Annotated in this window: 18 protein-coding genes; 6 read left to right on the top strand and 12 right to left on the bottom strand. The window is 71.0% G+C overall.

The genetic code is table 11. The features are described 5' to 3' along the window. Positions 1-6: 6 nt before the first annotated feature. On the bottom strand, positions 7-936 hold the full coding sequence (locus ACFQO7_RS17380) for an oxidoreductase (protein ID WP_376807303.1): 930 nt from the start codon (positions 934-936) through the stop codon (positions 7-9). Between the two features lie 105 nt (positions 937-1,041). Between ACFQO7_RS17380 and ACFQO7_RS17375 the strand changes: the two genes are divergently transcribed. Further along, entirely contained in the window at positions 1,042-1,608 is a 567-nt protein-coding gene (locus ACFQO7_RS17375) for a TetR/AcrR family transcriptional regulator (protein WP_360537089.1), read from the top strand. A gap of 1 nt (position 1,609) precedes the next feature. On the opposite strand, the gene ACFQO7_RS17370 is transcribed toward ACFQO7_RS17375, so the two are convergent. Continuing rightward, positions 1,610-1,894: a hypothetical protein gene (locus tag ACFQO7_RS17370; protein ID WP_376807302.1), complete on the bottom strand. Its 285-nt coding sequence runs from the start codon at positions 1,892-1,894 to the stop codon at positions 1,610-1,612. A 136-nt stretch (positions 1,895-2,030) separates the two neighbouring features. On the opposite strand from ACFQO7_RS17370, the gene ACFQO7_RS17365 reads away from it, so the two are divergent. Continuing rightward, entirely contained in the window at positions 2,031-2,723 is a 693-nt protein-coding gene (locus ACFQO7_RS17365) for an alpha/beta fold hydrolase (RefSeq protein WP_376807301.1), read from the top strand. Here ACFQO7_RS17365 and ACFQO7_RS17360 read toward each other — a convergent pair. The 3 genes from ACFQO7_RS17360 to ACFQO7_RS17350 all read right to left on the bottom strand — a co-directional run bounded on the left by ACFQO7_RS17360 (position 2,707) and on the right by ACFQO7_RS17350 (position 4,157). After that, positions 2,707-3,396, bottom strand: coding sequence for a hypothetical protein (locus ACFQO7_RS17360; RefSeq protein WP_376807300.1), 690 nt, complete (start codon positions 3,394-3,396; stop codon positions 2,707-2,709). The genes ACFQO7_RS17365 and ACFQO7_RS17360 overlap by 17 nt on opposite strands. 81 nt (positions 3,397-3,477) lie before the next feature. Then, positions 3,478-3,864 (bottom strand): VOC family protein, encoded by a 387-nt coding sequence (locus ACFQO7_RS17355; protein WP_360537097.1) that lies wholly within the window; start codon positions 3,862-3,864, stop codon positions 3,478-3,480. Beyond that, positions 3,861-4,157, bottom strand: a complete 297-nt coding sequence (locus tag ACFQO7_RS17350) for an ArsR/SmtB family transcription factor (protein WP_360537099.1) — start codon at positions 4,155-4,157, stop codon at positions 3,861-3,863. Before ACFQO7_RS17350 ends, ACFQO7_RS17355 begins: the two co-directional genes overlap by 4 nt. Before the next feature lie 82 nt (positions 4,158-4,239). Between ACFQO7_RS17350 and ACFQO7_RS17345 the strand changes: the two genes are divergently transcribed. Continuing rightward, complete coding sequence (locus ACFQO7_RS17345) at positions 4,240-4,893, top strand: ribonuclease FAU-1 family protein (RefSeq protein ID WP_376807299.1); 654 nt, start codon at positions 4,240-4,242, stop codon at positions 4,891-4,893. 55 nt (positions 4,894-4,948) lie between these two features. Continuing rightward, positions 4,949-5,398: an Rv0361 family membrane protein gene (locus ACFQO7_RS17340; protein ID WP_376807298.1), complete on the top strand. Its 450-nt coding sequence runs from the start codon at positions 4,949-4,951 to the stop codon at positions 5,396-5,398. 12 nt (positions 5,399-5,410) lie between these two features. Here ACFQO7_RS17340 and ACFQO7_RS17335 read toward each other — a convergent pair whose 3' ends face one another. Genes ACFQO7_RS17335 through ACFQO7_RS17310 form a run of 6 tightly spaced genes read right to left on the bottom strand, consistent with a single transcriptional unit; the run spans position 5,411 to position 12,029 of the window. Next, complete coding sequence (locus ACFQO7_RS17335; RefSeq protein ID WP_376807297.1) at positions 5,411-6,373, bottom strand: acetylxylan esterase; 963 nt, start codon at positions 6,371-6,373, stop codon at positions 5,411-5,413. Positions 6,374-6,376: 3 nt separating this feature from the next. Then, entirely contained in the window at positions 6,377-7,207 is an 831-nt protein-coding gene (locus ACFQO7_RS17330) for a carbohydrate ABC transporter permease (protein ID WP_376807296.1), read from the bottom strand. Then, positions 7,197-8,090: a carbohydrate ABC transporter permease gene (locus ACFQO7_RS17325; RefSeq protein WP_376807295.1), complete on the bottom strand. Its 894-nt coding sequence runs from the start codon at positions 8,088-8,090 to the stop codon at positions 7,197-7,199. The genes ACFQO7_RS17330 and ACFQO7_RS17325 overlap by 11 nt, the downstream gene beginning before the upstream one ends. Then, a complete protein-coding gene (locus ACFQO7_RS17320; protein WP_376807294.1) occupies positions 8,087-9,364 on the bottom strand; it encodes an ABC transporter substrate-binding protein in 1,278 nt (425 codons plus the stop codon). The genes ACFQO7_RS17325 and ACFQO7_RS17320 overlap by 4 nt, the downstream gene beginning before the upstream one ends. A 26-nt stretch (positions 9,365-9,390) precedes the next feature. Beyond that, complete coding sequence (locus ACFQO7_RS17315) at positions 9,391-10,965, bottom strand: FAD-dependent oxidoreductase (RefSeq protein ID WP_376807293.1); 1,575 nt, start codon at positions 10,963-10,965, stop codon at positions 9,391-9,393. 2 nt (positions 10,966-10,967) lie between these two features. Next, positions 10,968-12,029, bottom strand: coding sequence for a LacI family DNA-binding transcriptional regulator (locus tag ACFQO7_RS17310; RefSeq protein WP_376807292.1), 1,062 nt, complete (start codon positions 12,027-12,029; stop codon positions 10,968-10,970). Between the two features lie 211 nt (positions 12,030-12,240). On the opposite strand from ACFQO7_RS17310, the gene ACFQO7_RS17305 reads away from it, so the two are divergent. After that, positions 12,241-13,224, top strand: coding sequence for a glycoside hydrolase family protein (locus tag ACFQO7_RS17305; protein ID WP_376807291.1), 984 nt, complete (start codon positions 12,241-12,243; stop codon positions 13,222-13,224). 135 nt (positions 13,225-13,359) lie between these two features. Then, positions 13,360-14,913, top strand: coding sequence for a phospholipase D family protein (locus ACFQO7_RS17300; protein WP_376807290.1), 1,554 nt, complete (start codon positions 13,360-13,362; stop codon positions 14,911-14,913). Between the two features lie 4 nt (positions 14,914-14,917). On the opposite strand, the gene ACFQO7_RS17295 is transcribed toward ACFQO7_RS17300, so the two are convergent. Continuing rightward, positions 14,918-15,415 carry a hypothetical protein gene (locus ACFQO7_RS17295; RefSeq protein ID WP_376807289.1) on the bottom strand — a complete coding sequence of 166 codons (498 nt, stop codon included), beginning with the start codon at positions 15,413-15,415 and terminating at the stop codon, positions 14,918-14,920. Positions 15,416-15,555: the final 140 nt, after the last annotated feature.

Here is a 15,555-nt window from a genome sequence, read left to right as displayed (position 1 = left end):
GGTCGGTCAGACGGGGAAGGTGACGCCGGTGAGCTGGAGCGACTCCTGCCACAGGCGGCGCTGGGCGAGCTTGTCGTGCGAGCGGGGACTGGAGCCGACGCGCTTCGGGAAGCCTTTGACCTCGCCGATACCGTCCGGTCCGTAGTATTCCCCGCCGCGCGCGAACGGGTCGGTCGCCGCGCGCAGGGTCGGCAGCGCGCCGCGCTCGGCGCTCTGGGTGACCAGTGGTTCGAACAGCGGGTACAGGAAGCGGATCAGCGGGGGCGAGTTGCGGACGAGTTCGGTGCCCGCGCCGCCCGGGTGCGCGGCGACGGCGGCGGTGTTCGCGCCGGCGACCTCCAGCCTGCGCTGCAGCTCGTAGGTGAACATCAGGTTGGCCAGCTTCGACGCTCCGTAGGCGCGGTGGCGGCCGTAGGAGTGCTCGGACTGCAGGTCGTCGAAGTCGATCCGGCCGGTGCGGTGGCCCATGCTGCTGATCGTGACCACGCGGGAGCCGACGACGGGCAGCAGCCGGTCGAGCACCAGCCCGGTGAACGCGAAGTGGCCCAGGTGGTTGGTGCCGAACTGCAGCTCGAACCCGTCGGCGGTGGTGCTGGGCGGCGTCCACATCACACCCGCGTTGTTGACCAGCAGGTCGATCTCGGGGTGGCGGGCGCGCAGCTCGGCGGCGGCCTCGCGGATCGAGGCGAGCGAGGTCAGGTCCAGCCGCAGGAACTCGGCGCGGGCGCCGGGGACCGCCGCGGCGAGCCTGGCGAGCGCGTCGTCGGCTCGTTCGGGGTTGCGGCAGGCGAGCACCACGGTCGCGCCGCGGGCGGCGAGCACCTGGGCGGCCTCGTACCCGATGCCGGTGTTCGCGCCGGTGATCACGGCGACGCGGCCTGCCTGGTCGGGCACGTCCGTGGCGGTCCAGCGGCCCGCCGTGGCTGTGGCGTTCATGGCGTCTCCTCGGAGTGCATATAATCGGAACGTGCGCCCCACTTACTATACGGAACGTGCGCCCCGTTTTGCCAGTGACCCACGTCTCCCCCGCCGGGAAGCACGATGACCGGCAACACGCGGCCGCTGCGTGCCGACGCCCGGCGCAACCGCGCCAAGGTGCTGCAGACCGCCTACGAGGTGTTCGCGGCCGAGGGCCTCGCCGTGCCCATCGACGAGATCGCCCGCCGGGCCGGGGTCGGCGCGGGCACCGTCTACCGGCACTTCCCCACCAAGGAGGCGCTGTACCAGGCGATCGTGGTCGATCGGGTGGAACACCTGGTCGGCCAGGCCCGCGAACTGGCCGCGACGGCGGACCCGGGTGAGGCGTTCTTCGGCTTCTTCGACCTGATGACCTCCGCCGGCGCGACCGACAAAGGCCTGGTGGACGCGCTGGCCGGCGAGGGCTTCGACATCGAGGCCGTCATGCCCGAGCATGAGCAGGCGTTCAAGGACGCGATGCGCGACCTGCTGGTACGCGCACAGGCCGCGGGCGCGGTCCGCGCCGACGTCACGGTCGCCGACGTCAAGACCCTGATGGTCGGCTGCCAGGCCATGCAGCGCTACGGCGGCGACGCCGCACCGGAGCGCGTGCTGGAGGTCGTCCGGGAAGGGCTGCGCCCCGCCCGTTGATCTAGAAGTCGTCGTCCTCGCCGCGGGAGAACTCGCGCACCGGCAGCGGCGGATCCGGCTCGGTCACCCAGCCCGCGAGCAGCACCAACCCGGACGGCCGGTGCCGGACCACGAACCCGAACGGCCGGTCGAACTCGACCCCGAGCGTGCCGTCCAGGAACGGCTCCTGCCACCGGGTCCGCACCGTCAGCACCGTCGCCAGGACCAGCAACGTGTCCGGGTCCGGCTGCGTGGACATGCCGTCCAGCAGCCCGTCGGCTCCTCGTCGCCGACCGCGGCCGCCCATCGGGCTGTCAGCATGTTCGCTCCGGCCACACCCTCTGTGATCACGAGCGTGAGGCTACGGCCTGTCCGCCCGTCCGCAACCGACTTTGCGGGACCGGCCCGGCCAGGGACCGCGACGGGCGGGATAGGTTCGGGTGATGAACGACTACGAGCAGGTGGACGTCGGTGGGGTGCGGCTGGCGTACCGGGCGTGGGGAGAACCGGAAGCGCCTGCGGTGGTGCTGCTGCACGGGATCGGCGGCGGCGGGCCGGGCGACTGGGACACCGTCGCGGAGCAGCTGGCCGACCGGTGGCGGGTGTACGCCGTGGACCAGCGCGGCCACGGGCGCGGCGAACGCACGTCCGCGTATGCGATCGACCTGCTCGTGGCGGACGTCGCGGGATTGCTGGACGTGCTCGGGCTCAAGCGGGTCGCCGTGGTCGGGCACTCCCTCGGCGGCGTGGTGGCGTACCTGTTCGCGGCCCGGTTCCCGGAGCGGGTCGAGGCGCTGGTGGTGGAGGACGCGGGGCTGATGTACCCGCGCACCCCGGTACCGCCACAGCGGCCCGAGGGCGAGCTGCCCTTCGACTGGGACGCGGTGCTGGCACTGCGTTCGCAGATCGACGAGCCCGATCCGCGCTGGCGCGACGAGGCGCGGGCCATCACCGTGCCGACGCTGCTGGTCTCCGGCGGCCCGGCCAGCTACGTGCGCCAGGAGACGATCACGGAGCTGGCGCAGGCGCTGCCGCACGGCGAGCTGACCGTCATCGACGCCGGGCACATGGTGCACCAGGATCGGCCGGCCGAGTTCACCGCCGCCGTGCGGCGGTTCCTCACTTCCCGTACGTGACGTAGTCCTGGTCGTCGTCGGGCGGGCTGCCGATACGGCAGATCCTGCCGTACTTGGCGAGCACGAGGCGGCCGTCGCGGGCGTCGGACTCGTCGTCGAACAGGTGCAGCACGTTGTCGTCGTCCTTGACCCGCCAGCCCTGCCCGCCGCCCATGTCGTTGACCTGCAGGTTGCCCCGGTCGTATGACGAGCACGCCTCGTCCTCGCCGGGGATCGTGGTGCGCTTGCCGGACGAGTCGCGCCAGTAGTCGAACACGTACGCGTTGGCGTCCTCGCGGCCGTTGCCGCGCCCGATGAAGCAGTGCCGCTTGAAGCGCTGCGCCAGGGCGAGGGCCTGCTCACCCATGACCTCACCGGGTCCGCCGTGCACCCGCGCGACGATCTTCGAGCCGTCCATGACCTGGTGGATGCCGGCGGCGTACTGCACGGTCAGGTTGTTCGGGTTGTAGGACACGCAGTCGGCCGGCGACGGCCAGCTCGGCGCGGCGGGCGACGGGCGGGCCGAGGTGCGCGCCGGCGACGGGGCGGCCGACGGCGACTCGGCAACGACGCTCGGGCTGACGACGGTGTCGAAGGTCGGCGCGGCGGCCGGGTCGCCCTTGTCGGAGCCGCAGGCGGTGCCGGCGGCCAGCACACAGAGGACGGCCAGCAGAAGGCGAGGGGTACGGCGCATGCCGGGAGCGTAGAACCCCTGCGCCGTACCCTCAGTCGGCTAACCGTCTCCGTCCCCGGATCGCCGCCTATCCGACACCGGTCAGTGCATGTGCGCGATCTGGATCAGGTTGCCGCAGGTGTCGTCGAAGACGGCCGTGGTGACCACGCCCATCTCCAGCGGCGGCTGGGTGAACACGACGCCGAGCTTGGTCAGCCGCTCGTACTCGGCGTTCACGTCGGGCACGGCGAACGAGGTGTACGGGATGCCGTCGTCGACCAAGGCCTCCTTGAACGGCTTGGCGGCCGGGTGCTGGTCGGGCTCCAGGGACAGCTCGACGCCGTCGGGGTCCTCGGGCGAGACGACGGTGAGCCAGCGGTACTCCCCGGCCGGGAACTCGGTCTTCTTCACGAAACCGAGCACGTCGGTGTAGAAGGCGAGCGCTTTGTCCTGGTCGTCGACCATGATGCTCATGACGTTGATCCTCATGGGTTCTCCTGTGGTTTCGTCCTGATCCACCGCTCGGCGATCTGCGCGAGCGGGCGGGTGTCGATGGTGTGGAACTTGTAGCGCCCCTCGCGGCGCGTGCGCACCAGGCCGGCGGCCTCCAGCAGCTCCAGGTGCTGGGAGACGGCCTGGCGCGAGGAGGTGACCTGATACTTGGTGGTCAGCCGGACGCAGATCTCGAACAGCGTCTGGTCGTCGCGCTCGGCCAGCTCGTCGAGGATGTGCCGACGGGTCGGGTCGGCCAGCGCCTTGAAGACATCACCCACGTCAGCCACTATAGGCAAGTGTTTGCTTGCCTATCAAGCCGACCCGCGGCGGTTCCGACGCGCGGCCACTCGGGTCGGATAGGTTGCCGGGATGGTGACCTTCGAGCCGGGTGAGCCGGTCTGCGTCCGCCACTTCCAGAACCGGCAGATCGGCGGGCTGTACCCGATGCGGGCGGTGCGCCACGACGAGCGCGGCCTGCTGCTGTGGTGCGCCCGCGGCACGTACGGCTGGCACCTCAACCGCCTCGACGACCTGACCATGTCGCAGGTGCCGCTCGCCGAGTGGGTCACCGGGCCGAAACGGCCGATGGCGTTCGTCGCCCGGCACGGTGTGCTGTCGTGGCACCCGGCGGGCGCGGACTACTCGATCCGCTGGTTCTTCGCCGACGACGGCCGCTTCCGCAACTGGTACGCGAACCTGGAACGCCCAGGCGTCGCCTGGCGCGACGACCGGCTCGCGGGCCTGGACACCGCCGACTGGGACCTCGACCTGTGGATCGAAGCCGACCGCAGCTGGCGCTGGAAGGACGAGGACCTGTTCGCCGAGCGCCTGACCCAGCCCGAGCACTACTGGGTCGAGGACGAGGCCCGGGTGCGCCGGGCCGGGCAGGAGGTCGTCGGCCTGGTCGAGGCCGGGGTGTTCCCGTTCGACGGGACGTGGTGCGACTTCCGCCCCGAACCGGGCTGGGGCCCCGACGTCGCCGACGAGCCGCCGCCCGGCTGGGACCGCCCGCGCAATTGGTGACCGCTGGCGCGGCGGCCGTACCCTCCGATAGAGCACCGGCTATGGGAAGGACGGCATGGCGAAGAACGAGGACCAGAACCGGTTCTTCATCCCCGCGCTGATCGGTGTCGCGCTGCTGCTGTGCTGCGGCACTCCCGCCTACGTCGGCTACCGGATGTGGGCCGACCCGAAGACGAAGGCGGGCATGGAGCAGGCCGCCACCGCCTACCTGGACGCGCTGCGCGACGGCGACTACCCGGCCGCCTACGCCCTGACCTGCGACAGCGAGCGCGAGAAGTACCCGCTGGCGGAGTGGACGAGCTACCACGACGAGCCGGACATCGAGAGCTACCGCATCACCGAGGTCGCGATCGTGGACCCGTCGGAGGGTCCGACGCTGTACCACGTGCGGGCCGAGCTGCGTTACGCCGACGGCAAGACGGCGCTGTGGCACTACAACATGGCCGACGAGAGCGGCGGCTGGCACGTCTGCTACAACACCTGGGTCGATCCGAAGACCGGCTGACCCGCGCGCCGCTCAGCCCTGCCGGTTGCCGAACACCCCGTCGAGAAACGCGAGGCGGGCGGCGTCCTGGACGGCCTCGCCGCCCTCGTGGCCGTTGAAGGGGTAGACCTCGATCTGCTTGGGCCCCGCGTAGCGGTGGTAGGCGGCGTAGACGGTGGAGGGCGGGCAGCTGGCGTCCATGTGGGCGACGGAGAACAGCGCCGGGGCGGTTGAGCGTTCGGCGAACAGCACGCCGTCGCTGTAGGACAGGGTGCGGAACACCTGCGCCTCGTGGTCGCGGTGCACGGCGAGATACGCGGTGACCTCCCGGTACGGCCCGGCGGTGGCCAGTTCCGCGCCGCGCCGGTGGTCGCACAGGAACGGCACGTCCGGCGCGACGGCCGCCACGTCCGGCACCAGCGCCCCGGCGGCCAGGGCCAGGCCCCCGCCCTGGCTCTCCCCCGTTACCGCGACCCGTGCCGCGTCCACCAGCGGGAACGCGCGGGCGGCCGCGACCGCGCGGACCGCGTCGGTGATGACCCGGCGGTAGTAGTGGGTGTCGGGGTCGAGCACGCCGCGGGTCATGAACCCGGGATGCTGCGGCCCGGTCCCCACCGGGTCGGCAGTGTCGCCGTGGCTCCAGCCGCTGCCCTGGCCGCGGACGTCCATGCGCAGGTGGGCGTAGCCGGCGGCGGCGTAGAGCAGGCACTCGTGGGCCAGCCCGCGGCCGCCGCCGTAGCCGGGATACTCGACCACGCAGGGCAGCGGTTCGGTGGTCCCGGCGGGCAGGGCGAGCCAGGCCTTGACCGGGTGCCCGCCGAACCCGGCGAAGGTGACGTCGTGGACCTCGATCGTGCGCCGCCACGCGGGCGTGAAGCGCGCGTCCAGCGGGTGCGCGTCCGCCTCGGCCAGCGTGCGGGCCCAGAACGCGTCGAAGTCGTCCGGCGCCCGCAGCGTGCTGCGGTACTCCCCCGGGTTCGGCTCGGTGATCGGCATCGGCTATCCCTTGAGGCCCGTGTGGGCCAGGCCCTCGATGAACTGGCGTTGCGCGATGACGAACACCACCAGCACCGGCAGCGCGGTCAGCGACGCCGCGGACAGCTGGATGTCCCACATCGGGCCGCCGTACGCGTCGACGAACTGGGTCAGCGCCTGCGGCAGCGTGAACATCTCGGAGCTGGACAGGAACACGATCGGTTCGAGGTACAGGTTCCAGCTGTGCAGGAAGGTGAAGATGGCGACCGCGCCCAGGGCCGGGCGGGCCAGCGGCAGCGCGATCAGCCGGAAGATCGCGAAGCGGCCGAGGCCGTCGACCTTCGCGGCCTCCTCCAGCTCGCCGGGCAGGGCCAGGAAGAACTGCCGCATGATGAAGGTCGCCAGCACGCTGGGCGCGCCGAGGATCGGCACCAGGATCAGCGGCCAGTGCGTGTCGACCATGCCCCACGCGTCGAACATCTTGAACAGCGGCACGATGGTGACCTCGCTCGGGATGAGCAGGCCGACCAGGATCACCACGAACCAGAAGTTCGCGCCCTTGAATCTGATCCGCGCGAACGCGTACCCGGCCAGCGACGACACCGCGAGCGTGCCGATCGTGACCAGAGCCGCGATGTACATGCTGTTGAAGTACTGCCGCGCGAACGGCTGCAGCTCGAACGCCTTGGCGTACGCGTCGAAGCTGACGTCGGTCGGGAACAGGGTCGGCGGGAACGCGAAGATCTCGTTGACCGGTTTGAGCGACGACGTCACCATCCACCAGGTCGGGAACAGGAACGGCAGCGCCAGCAGGCAGAGCACGCCGTACACGGCGGTCTTGGCCCTACGACTCATGGAACACCCACTTCCGGCGCATACGCCACTGGACCAGGGTCAGCAGCAGCACGATCACGAACAGCAGCACGGACAGGGTGGCCCCGTATCCGAAGTGGTGGAACTGGAACGCCTGCTGGTAGAGGTAGTAGACGAGCACCGTGGTGGAGGTCCCCGGGCCGCCCTGGGTGAGCACGGCGATCTGCGCGAACACCTGCAGCGAGCCGACCACCGTGATGATCGACGTGAGCAGGATGGTCGGGCTGATCATCGGCACCGTGATGCTGAGGAACTGCCGGCGGCGGGTCGCGCCGTCGACGGTCGCGGCCTCGTACAGGTTCGCGGGCACGCCCTGCAGCGCGGCCAGGAACAGCACCATGTTCAGGCCGACGTTCTTGACCACCTGCACCACGATCACCGCGAGCATGGCGGTGCCCTCGCCGCGCAGCCAGTTGGGCCCGTCGACGCCGACGGTCTCCAGCAGGCCGTTGATGCCGCCGTTGTCCTGCAGCAGGAAGCTCCACACGATGGTCCAGGCGACCAGGCTCACCACGACCGGTGAGAAGAACACGGTGCGGAAGAACACCGTGCCGCGCAGCCGCTGGTTGAGTAGCACCGCGAGCAGCAGGGCCAGGCTCAGGTTGAGCACGACCAGCCCGGCGGAGAAGAACCCGGTGGCCACCAGCGCGTCGGCGAGCTTCGGGTCGTCCGCGAGAGCCTGGTAGTTCTCGCCGCCGACGAAGGTGAAGGTGTCTGCCAGGACGTTCCACTCGTGCAGGCTGTACCAGAACACCAGGCCCAGCGGCACGAACACGAACAGCACCGAGCCGATGAGCTGGGGGGCGATGAACAGGTAGCCGGCGAGGGTGTCGCGCCGGCTACCCGTCCAGAAGCGAGTGCTCACTTGGCCAGCAGGGGGTTGATGGCCGAGCAGACGCCGCCGAGGACCGCCTTGACGTCGGCGTCGGGCTTCCACAGCGGGTCGAGCGCGGCCCGGACCGCCTGGGCGATCTCGGCCTGGCCGGTGTGGCTGGGCTTGACGACGCCCGTGGAGATGCCGTCGATGACGACCTTCTGCAGCTGCTCGGGCTTGAGCAGCGGGTTGGTCTTGGCGAGGGTGTCAGCGGTGAGCAGCGACGTGCGCGGCGGCGGGAAGTACGCGGCGAGCTTGGCGGAGTTCTCCGGGTTGGTGAAGAAGGCGAGGAAGTCGGCGGCGACGTCGGCGTTCTTGCCCTTCTTGAGCGCGCCGAGCCCGGCCTGGCCGATGACGGCGTACGCGCCGTTCGGGCCGGTCGGCAGCGGGACCAGGTCCCAGCCGAACTTGGCCTCCTTGAGCAGCGACGCCCGGGAGATCTGGGTGACCGTCATGGCGGCCTCACCGGCGAAGAAGTCGGCCGTGGTGCCGGGGCCGGGCAGCGCCTTGTCCGTGAAGATCGCCTTGTGCAGGAACGTCATCGCGTCGACCATCGGCTGCTGATCGAACCCGCAGGTCTTGCCGTCGGCGCTCCACGCCTGCGCGCCCCAGCCGGTCCAGACCGTGGACAGGTTGTCCCAGCCCTTGTAGTCGAAGTCGCGCACGACCAGGCCGGCCTTGCCGCTCTTGGCCGCCGACGCCGCCGCGACCGCGACCGCCTTCTCCCAGGTCCACTGGTTCGCCGCGATCAGCTCGGCCGGAGTCTGCTGCCCGGCGGCCTTGAGCTGGTCGGTGTTGACGAACACGCCGAAGGGCGAGGTCGAGAAGGGGTACGCGAACAGCTTGCCGCCGGCCTGCCACAGCTTGGTCGCCGACGGGCTGAGGTCGGCGGCGTTGTAGCCGTCGGCCTTGGCCAGGGTGTCGTCCAGCGGCAGCAGCGCGCCCGAGCCGACGAAGTCCGGCGCGGAGTTCTCCAGCAGCCAGGCCAGGTCCGGGCCGTTGCCGCCGGCGATCTGCGTGGTCAGGGTGGTGGTGTAGCTCTCGAACGGGATCGGGTCGAACTTGACCTCGGTGACCCGCGGGTTCTTCGCCCGGTAGGCGTCGGCGATCTCGTTGAACAGCTTCAGGTGCGCCTCGTTCGAGGACCACACCGTCATGCGCAGCGACACGGGGCCGGTGCTCGGCTCCTCGGCGCCGCCGCACGCGGCCAGACCGAGGGCGAGCGCGCCGGCGGTCGCGGCGGACAGAAGTGCGCGTATCTTCATCGATAACTCCAACTCAAAGTGGCCGGTCAGTAGCCGGAGACGTCGGGCCAGCGCAGTTGCACGCCGTCCCGGATGAGCTGTGCCTGGAACCCGGACAGGTGCTCCGGGGTGTTGCGCACGCCGCGCGGCGACTGGCCGTTGTTCAGGCAGTACGCCGCGAGCGCCCCCGCCACCTCGCCCACGTTCCACTCGACCGGGTGCAGCCGGTACGAGCCGTTGGTGATGTGCGTGGTGCCGATGTTCTTGCCCGCGGGCAGCAGGTTCTCCATCCGGCGCGGGATGAGCGCGCCGAGCGGGATCTCGAAGGGACACGAGCCGACGTCGATGTAGTTGTCGCCGCCGGTGGAGGGGTGCAGGTCGATGCGGTACATGCCGACCCCGACCGCGTCGGGGTACTCGACCGCGCCCTTGTCGCCGCGTACGGCCAGCGACAGGTCCTGCTCGACGACCGTGTACTCGGCCCGGATGCGCCGCGACTCCCGGATGTAGGGGGCCATGGCCAGGCCGTCCGCGCCGCCGGTGACGTCACCGCGCAGCCGCAGCCCGGGGAAGCCCGCCTCGGTCTGCAGCCAGTACAGGACCGACAGCGACAGCTGCTTGGCGTTGGCGAGATGGACGTCGGCGTCGGGCACGTCGATGACCGGGCTCTCGAAGTAGTCGATCATCGGCCAGTTGACCAGGCAGATGTCGCTCTCGTAGGTCCCCGGGGTGAACAGCTTGCGGGCCGCGATGCGCCGGAACGTCCACAGGTTGCCGTCGCCCGGGTTGACGCGCTGGTCCGCGACGACCGACAGCGGGTCGTCGTCGGGGTTCGGGGTGAAGCTGCGCTCGCTGATCGCCAGGGTGCGCGGGTTCGGCGAGCGGAACGACAGCAGCCGGTCGCCCCAGAAGTCCGGCTGGTAGGCGCGCCAGAAGTCGTACTGTGCCGGCTTGTCGATGGTGTTGTCCCCGTCGACGTGGTCGATCGCGAAGCACACCGACACGGCCTGCATGTTCATCGGCTGCGCGGTGTCCGGGGCGCTCGGCTCGCCGGTCTCGTGCTGCGACTCGAACCCGGTGACGTACTCCGTGCCGGTCAGCGGCAGCAGCTCCCCGGTCTCGGTCGCGTCCAGGGTGTACGCCGCCTCGATCGTCAGCCGGTCGCCGGTGCGCACGTGCTCGATCATCACCGCGGTTACCCGATCGCCGTCGGTGTCGGCGGCCACCGGCCGGTACGGCTGCAGCACCGTCAACCGGCCCGACGACCGGTACCGGGCCAGCATGGACTCGATCACCGCCACGGCGACCCGGGGCTCGTGGCACAGCCGGCTGACGTGGCCGCCGCCCGGGTTCAGCTCCCGCCACGCCCGCGCCGCCGGGATGAGCGGGTAGTTGGCCCGGTAGTAGTCCCGGATGCCCTCGCGCAGAGCGCGGTAGCTCGCGGTGACCCCGAACTGCTCCACCCAGCTGTGCTCGTCCGGAGGCACGGCCTGGCTGGTCAGCTGACCGCCGAGCCAGTCGTACTCCTCGGTGAGCACCACCCGCCGGCCCGCCCGCAGCGCGCCCAGCGCCGCGGCCACCCCGCCGAGGCCGCCCCCGACCACCAGAATCTCGGCCCGCATCGTCAATTACCTCTTTCGCTGAGCGTCTCGCCGGACACGACCTCGCACGGCAGCAGGCGCTGCCGCTCGCCGGGCGCGCCCTCGATCAGGGCGGTCAGGACCTCGACGGCCTGCGCGCCCATCGCCTGGCGCGGTATGCGCAGGCTGGTGAACTCCACCGCCGTCGGCAGCGCGGCCCGGGTGGGTTCCCCGAGCGTCGCCACCGACAGCGAAACCCCGCGTTCGCGGGCCAGCTCGTACAGCGCGACCCCGTCGGCGTGCTCCTCCGCCACCACCGCGGTGACCCCCGCGGCCAGCGCCGCGTCCAGGACCGCTGCGGTGTCCCGCACGACGATCGCGGCGTCGCCGGCCGGTTCCACGGGGTCACCTGGCGGCGCGTAGTGCGCGCCGTAGGCCGCCGCCTGGGCCACCGCCTCCCGGAATCCGCGACCACGGTCGGCCCACGACTCCGGACCCGCACCCAGGCCCAGGTAGGCCAGCCGGTCGTGCCCCAGCGCCACGGCACGGCGCACGATCTCGGACGTCGCAGCCGCGTAGTCGGCACCGACGTAGGGCACCGGGCCGCCGGCGTCGTCGCGTCGGCCGATCGACACGAACGGGATCTCCTCGGCCAGCAGCCGGGCCAGGTCGGTGCGGTCGATGGTGCGACCGAGCAGGACGCTGCCGTCGGCCAGGCGCAGCCGGTTGTCGCCGTGGAAGATGCGCCGCCGCCCGTCGACCACCGGCGCGCTGGTCATCAGCAGCAGGTCGCAGCCGAGGACCTCGGCCTGCTGCTCGATGCCGACCAGGAACGGGTGGTAGAAGTCGCTGTTCGCGCTGGGGAACACCGGCTCGTAGGTGAACACGCCGATGATCCGGTTGTGCCGCGCGGCCAGCCGCCGGGCGATCGGGTCGGCGACGTAGCCGGTCTCGGCGATGGCCCGCAGCACCTTCTCGCGGGTCTCGGCCGAGAGCTTGACGTCGGCGTCGGACCGTCCGTTGAGGACGAGCGAGACGGTCGCCTGGCTGACGCCGGTCATGCGGGCGATGTCCTGCTGGGTCACCCGCCTGCGGGCTCCGGTCACGGTGCGTGTCCAATCCTCGGGCTAATGCGCATTAGGTGTTTCGGTGAGATGAGATCCTGCGGCCTTCGAGGCGCTTCGTCAAGGCCCACAACGAAAATCGTCCGGGCAGAAGTTCCTGAACTAATTCGTATTAGCCCCTTGACGGCCGCGCGCCGCGAACCCGAGACTCACCGTTACTTTCGGTTATCTCCATCGATGGGAGGCACCACCGATGAAACCGCTCCTCAACCGGCGGCAGCTGCTGGTCGCGGGCGCGGCCGCCGCGGCCGGCGGGCTCACCGCCTCGGCCCTGGGCAGCCCGGCCCACGCCGCCCCCGCGGGCTTCCCGACGTACCAGTACATCGGGACCCCGTTCAACAAGGCCAACCTGCGCTACAACCCCACCAACGAGCTGATCTTCCCGTGCATCCGCGGGGTGTACGACAAGATCAGCTCGCCCCTGGGCAGGTACTACCTGTACTACGCCCCGCACGACGCCCCGGGCGGCATCTGCCTCGCCTACGGCGACTCGCTCAGCGGCCAGTTCACCGAGTACCCGAACAACCCGATCGTGTCCAACGTCTGGTCGCCGCACTACTCGGTGAGCCACGTGTCGTCCCCGCACGTCATCTGGAACGCCGCGAACAGCAAGTTCTACCTGTACTTCCACGGCGAGAACAACACCACCCGGATGGCCTGGTCCACCGACGGCGTCAACTTCACCTACTTCGGGCGGGTGCTGCACACCGGCGTCATCCCCAACTGCACCGAGACGTCGTACGCCCGCGTGTTCGAGCACGCCGTGCCGGGCCTGGGCAACAAGTACGTCATGGTGTTCATGGGCGTCACCAACGGCACCCGCAAGATCTTCTGGGGCTGGTCGGCCGACGGCAAGACCTTCTCGTTCGACCCGACGCCGCTGGTCACGCCCGGCCCCGACGGGCAGACCGACATCGCCGCGCCGCACATCCTCAAGCGCAACAACACCACGTACGTCGTCTACCACGGCAACGGCGGCGACATGTACCTCACCGAGGTCGGCAACAGCTTCGACCGCGAGGTGCACCTGGGCGTCTTCCACTACGCCATGGACGCCTGGCCCGACCGCGGCCGCAGCGCCGCGGCGAGCTTCGGCACCGACGGCGGCGTGCAGTACATGTTCTACGAGGCCGGCCCGCGCCTCGACGGCACCATCGCGGTGGCCCGCGCGGTCTGACGGCCCGCCGCGACGGCGAAGATCGCCGTTTCGGGTCGGAAAGTGCTGCCAGACCGCATTTCCTGCCCCGAAACGGCGATCTTCGCGATATTCGCCACTCCCGCGGCGGGGTGGATCGGGGCTACGGTCGCTGGCGTGACCCCCGACTCCTGGTTCCTGGCCGCCGACGAGCGCGGCAACCCGGCCACCGGCATCGACCGCCGCCACGCCGACGGACTGGCCTGGAGCCCGGGAAACCTGGCCCGGCCGCTGGTCCACGGAGCGGCCTACTTCAGCGAGCTGGTCAGCGTGCTGAACGACACGCAGGCCGGGGACGTCGTGATGTTCACCGACTGGCGCGGCGACCCCGACGAGAAACTCGACGGGCCGCGCACCCAGGTCACCAAGGTCCTCGGCGACGCCGCCCGGCGCGGCGTGCAGGTGTACGGGCTGCTGTGGCGCTCGCACCCGGACTGGCTGCACTTCAGCTCGCCGCAGAACCGCCAGCTCGCCGAGGAACTGCAGGCCGCGGGCGCGCACGTGCTGCTCGACATGCGGGTCCGCTTCGGCGGCTCGCACCACCAGAAACTCTTCGTCGTACGCCACCCCGGCCGCCCCGAGCGCGACGTCGCCTTCGTCGGCGGCATCGACCTGTGCCGGGGCCGCAACGACGACACCGACCACCAAGGCGACCCGCTGGCCCCGCCGATGGCCGAGGTCTACGGCCCGAACCCGCCCTGGCACGACATCCAGCTCGAACTGCGCGGACCGGCCGTCGGCGACGTCGAGCACGTCTTCCGGGAACGCTGGGACGACCCCAGCGCGCTGTCCCTCAACCTGCTGGACTGGGCCCGCGACAAGCTGTCCCGGCTGCGCACCGAGGTCCCCGCGCTACCCGAGCCGCTGCCCGACCCGCCGCGCTGCGGCACCCACAGCGTGCAGACCTTGCGCACCTACCCGCGCAGGCGGCTCGGGCGCTACCCGTTCGCCCCGCGCGGCGAGCGCAGCATCGCCCGCGGCTACCTCAAGGCGCTGGCCCGTGCCGAGCGGCTCATCTACGTCGAGGACCAGTACCTGTGGTCGGCCCGGGTCATCCAGCCGTTCGCGCAGGCGCTGCGGAACAACCCCGAGCTGCGGCTGATCTGCGTGGTGCCGCTCGCGCCGGACGCGGCCTCACCCGCGGTGTCGCGCGCCGAGTCGTGGGGGCGCAAGCAGGCCATGAAGGTGCTGGGCAGGGCGGGCGGGGACCGGGTCGCCGTGTACGGCCTGGAGAACGCCGCCGGGACGCCGATCTACGTGCACGCGAAGTCGTGCATCGTCGACGACACCTGGGCGACCGTCGGGTCGGACAACTTCAACCTGCGCTCGTGGACGTACGACTCCGAGCTGACCTGCGCCGTCGTGGACGAGTCGGCTGAGCCGTCGTACGCCCGCGACCTCCGGCTGGAGCTGATGAGTGAGCACCTCGGCGAGGCGGACCCGCGGCTGGCCGATCCTGCGGCCGCGTTCGACCTGTTCGCCGCCGCGGCCCGGGAACTGGACGACTGGCACGCATCCGGGCAGGTCGGTCCTCGCCCGCGTACCCGGCTGCGCCGCTACGACCCGCCGAAGGTGCGCGGCCTGCGGCGGCTGCCCGCCCGGCTCGTCTACGAGCTGATCTGCGACCCCGACGGGCGGCCCAGCACGATGCGCGTACGCAACCGCTTCTGACCGCTCACCAGTAGGCGGTGCTCCCGTACACGTCCGGGCGCGGGCGGCGCAGCACACCCGGGCGCAGCACCGCCTCGAACGTCGCCACCTGGTACGGGCAGGAGTCACTCGGCTCGGCCGGCCATTCCCGCACCGGCACGCCCGGCACCACCTCGGCGATGGCCCACCACCGCGTGCGGTGCTCCTGCCAGAAGCCGTCGTCGAACCCGAGGTCGAGCACCGCCGACCTGCCCACGACCGGCACCGCCGACCTGGCGAAACCGTGCTCGTCGACGGCGTCCTGGCGGGTCGGGGACGGCTCCGGATCCTCGTCGTCGCCCGCCGCGTCACCATCGATGATCAGCCGAAGCACGAACCGTCGCTCGGCCTCGCTGCCCTCGGTGGCGTGCGGCGGCAGTCCGGCGTCCGGGTGCACGGTCACGCACTCGACGACGACCCGCTGCCCGGCGGCATCCGCCACCGGCTGCTGATCGCGAACCCGGGCCAGATAAAGCGTGCTCACCCGGCAGAGTATGCACGGCCCACGGCCGGGACCGATCTCCATTATCGTTTCGCCGCGTGACCGAGACCCCGCTGTCCGACGCCCTGGTCGCACACGCTATTTCTCCCGACGCGGCCACTTTCGAGCGGTTCATCACGCTG

Origin of the sequence: Catellatospora aurea, assembly GCF_042663325.1 — a bacterium.
In the GTDB taxonomy this organism is placed as follows: domain Bacteria; phylum Actinomycetota; class Actinomycetes; order Mycobacteriales; family Micromonosporaceae; genus Catellatospora; species Catellatospora aurea.
The sequence above is the reverse complement of the archived record's forward strand: the minus strand, read 5'-3'. Positions and strand labels throughout refer to the sequence as shown.

Coding starts and splice junctions, on each gene's coding strand:
- ACFQO7_RS17380 (WP_376807303.1), bottom strand. CDS start 936: ATGAACGCCACAGCCACGGCGGGCCGCTGGACCGCCACGGACGTGCCC.
- ACFQO7_RS17375 (WP_360537089.1), top strand. CDS start 1,042: ATGACCGGCAACACGCGGCCGCTGCGTGCCGACGCCCGGCGCAACCGC.
- ACFQO7_RS17370 (WP_376807302.1), bottom strand. CDS start 1,894: ATGGGCGGCCGCGGTCGGCGACGAGGAGCCGACGGGCTGCTGGACGGC.
- ACFQO7_RS17365 (WP_376807301.1), top strand. CDS start 2,031: ATGAACGACTACGAGCAGGTGGACGTCGGTGGGGTGCGGCTGGCGTAC.
- ACFQO7_RS17360 (WP_376807300.1), bottom strand. CDS start 3,396: ATGCGCCGTACCCCTCGCCTTCTGCTGGCCGTCCTCTGTGTGCTGGCC.
- ACFQO7_RS17355 (WP_360537097.1), bottom strand. CDS start 3,864: ATGAGGATCAACGTCATGAGCATCATGGTCGACGACCAGGACAAAGCG.
- ACFQO7_RS17345 (WP_376807299.1), top strand. CDS start 4,240: ATGGTGACCTTCGAGCCGGGTGAGCCGGTCTGCGTCCGCCACTTCCAG.
- ACFQO7_RS17340 (WP_376807298.1), top strand. CDS start 4,949: ATGGCGAAGAACGAGGACCAGAACCGGTTCTTCATCCCCGCGCTGATC.
- ACFQO7_RS17335 (WP_376807297.1), bottom strand. CDS start 6,373: ATGCCGATCACCGAGCCGAACCCGGGGGAGTACCGCAGCACGCTGCGG.
- ACFQO7_RS17330 (WP_376807296.1), bottom strand. CDS start 7,207: ATGAGTCGTAGGGCCAAGACCGCCGTGTACGGCGTGCTCTGCCTGCTG.
- ACFQO7_RS17320 (WP_376807294.1), bottom strand. CDS start 9,364: ATGAAGATACGCGCACTTCTGTCCGCCGCGACCGCCGGCGCGCTCGCC.
- ACFQO7_RS17315 (WP_376807293.1), bottom strand. CDS start 10,965: ATGCGGGCCGAGATTCTGGTGGTCGGGGGCGGCCTCGGCGGGGTGGCC.
- ACFQO7_RS17305 (WP_376807291.1), top strand. CDS start 12,241: ATGAAACCGCTCCTCAACCGGCGGCAGCTGCTGGTCGCGGGCGCGGCC.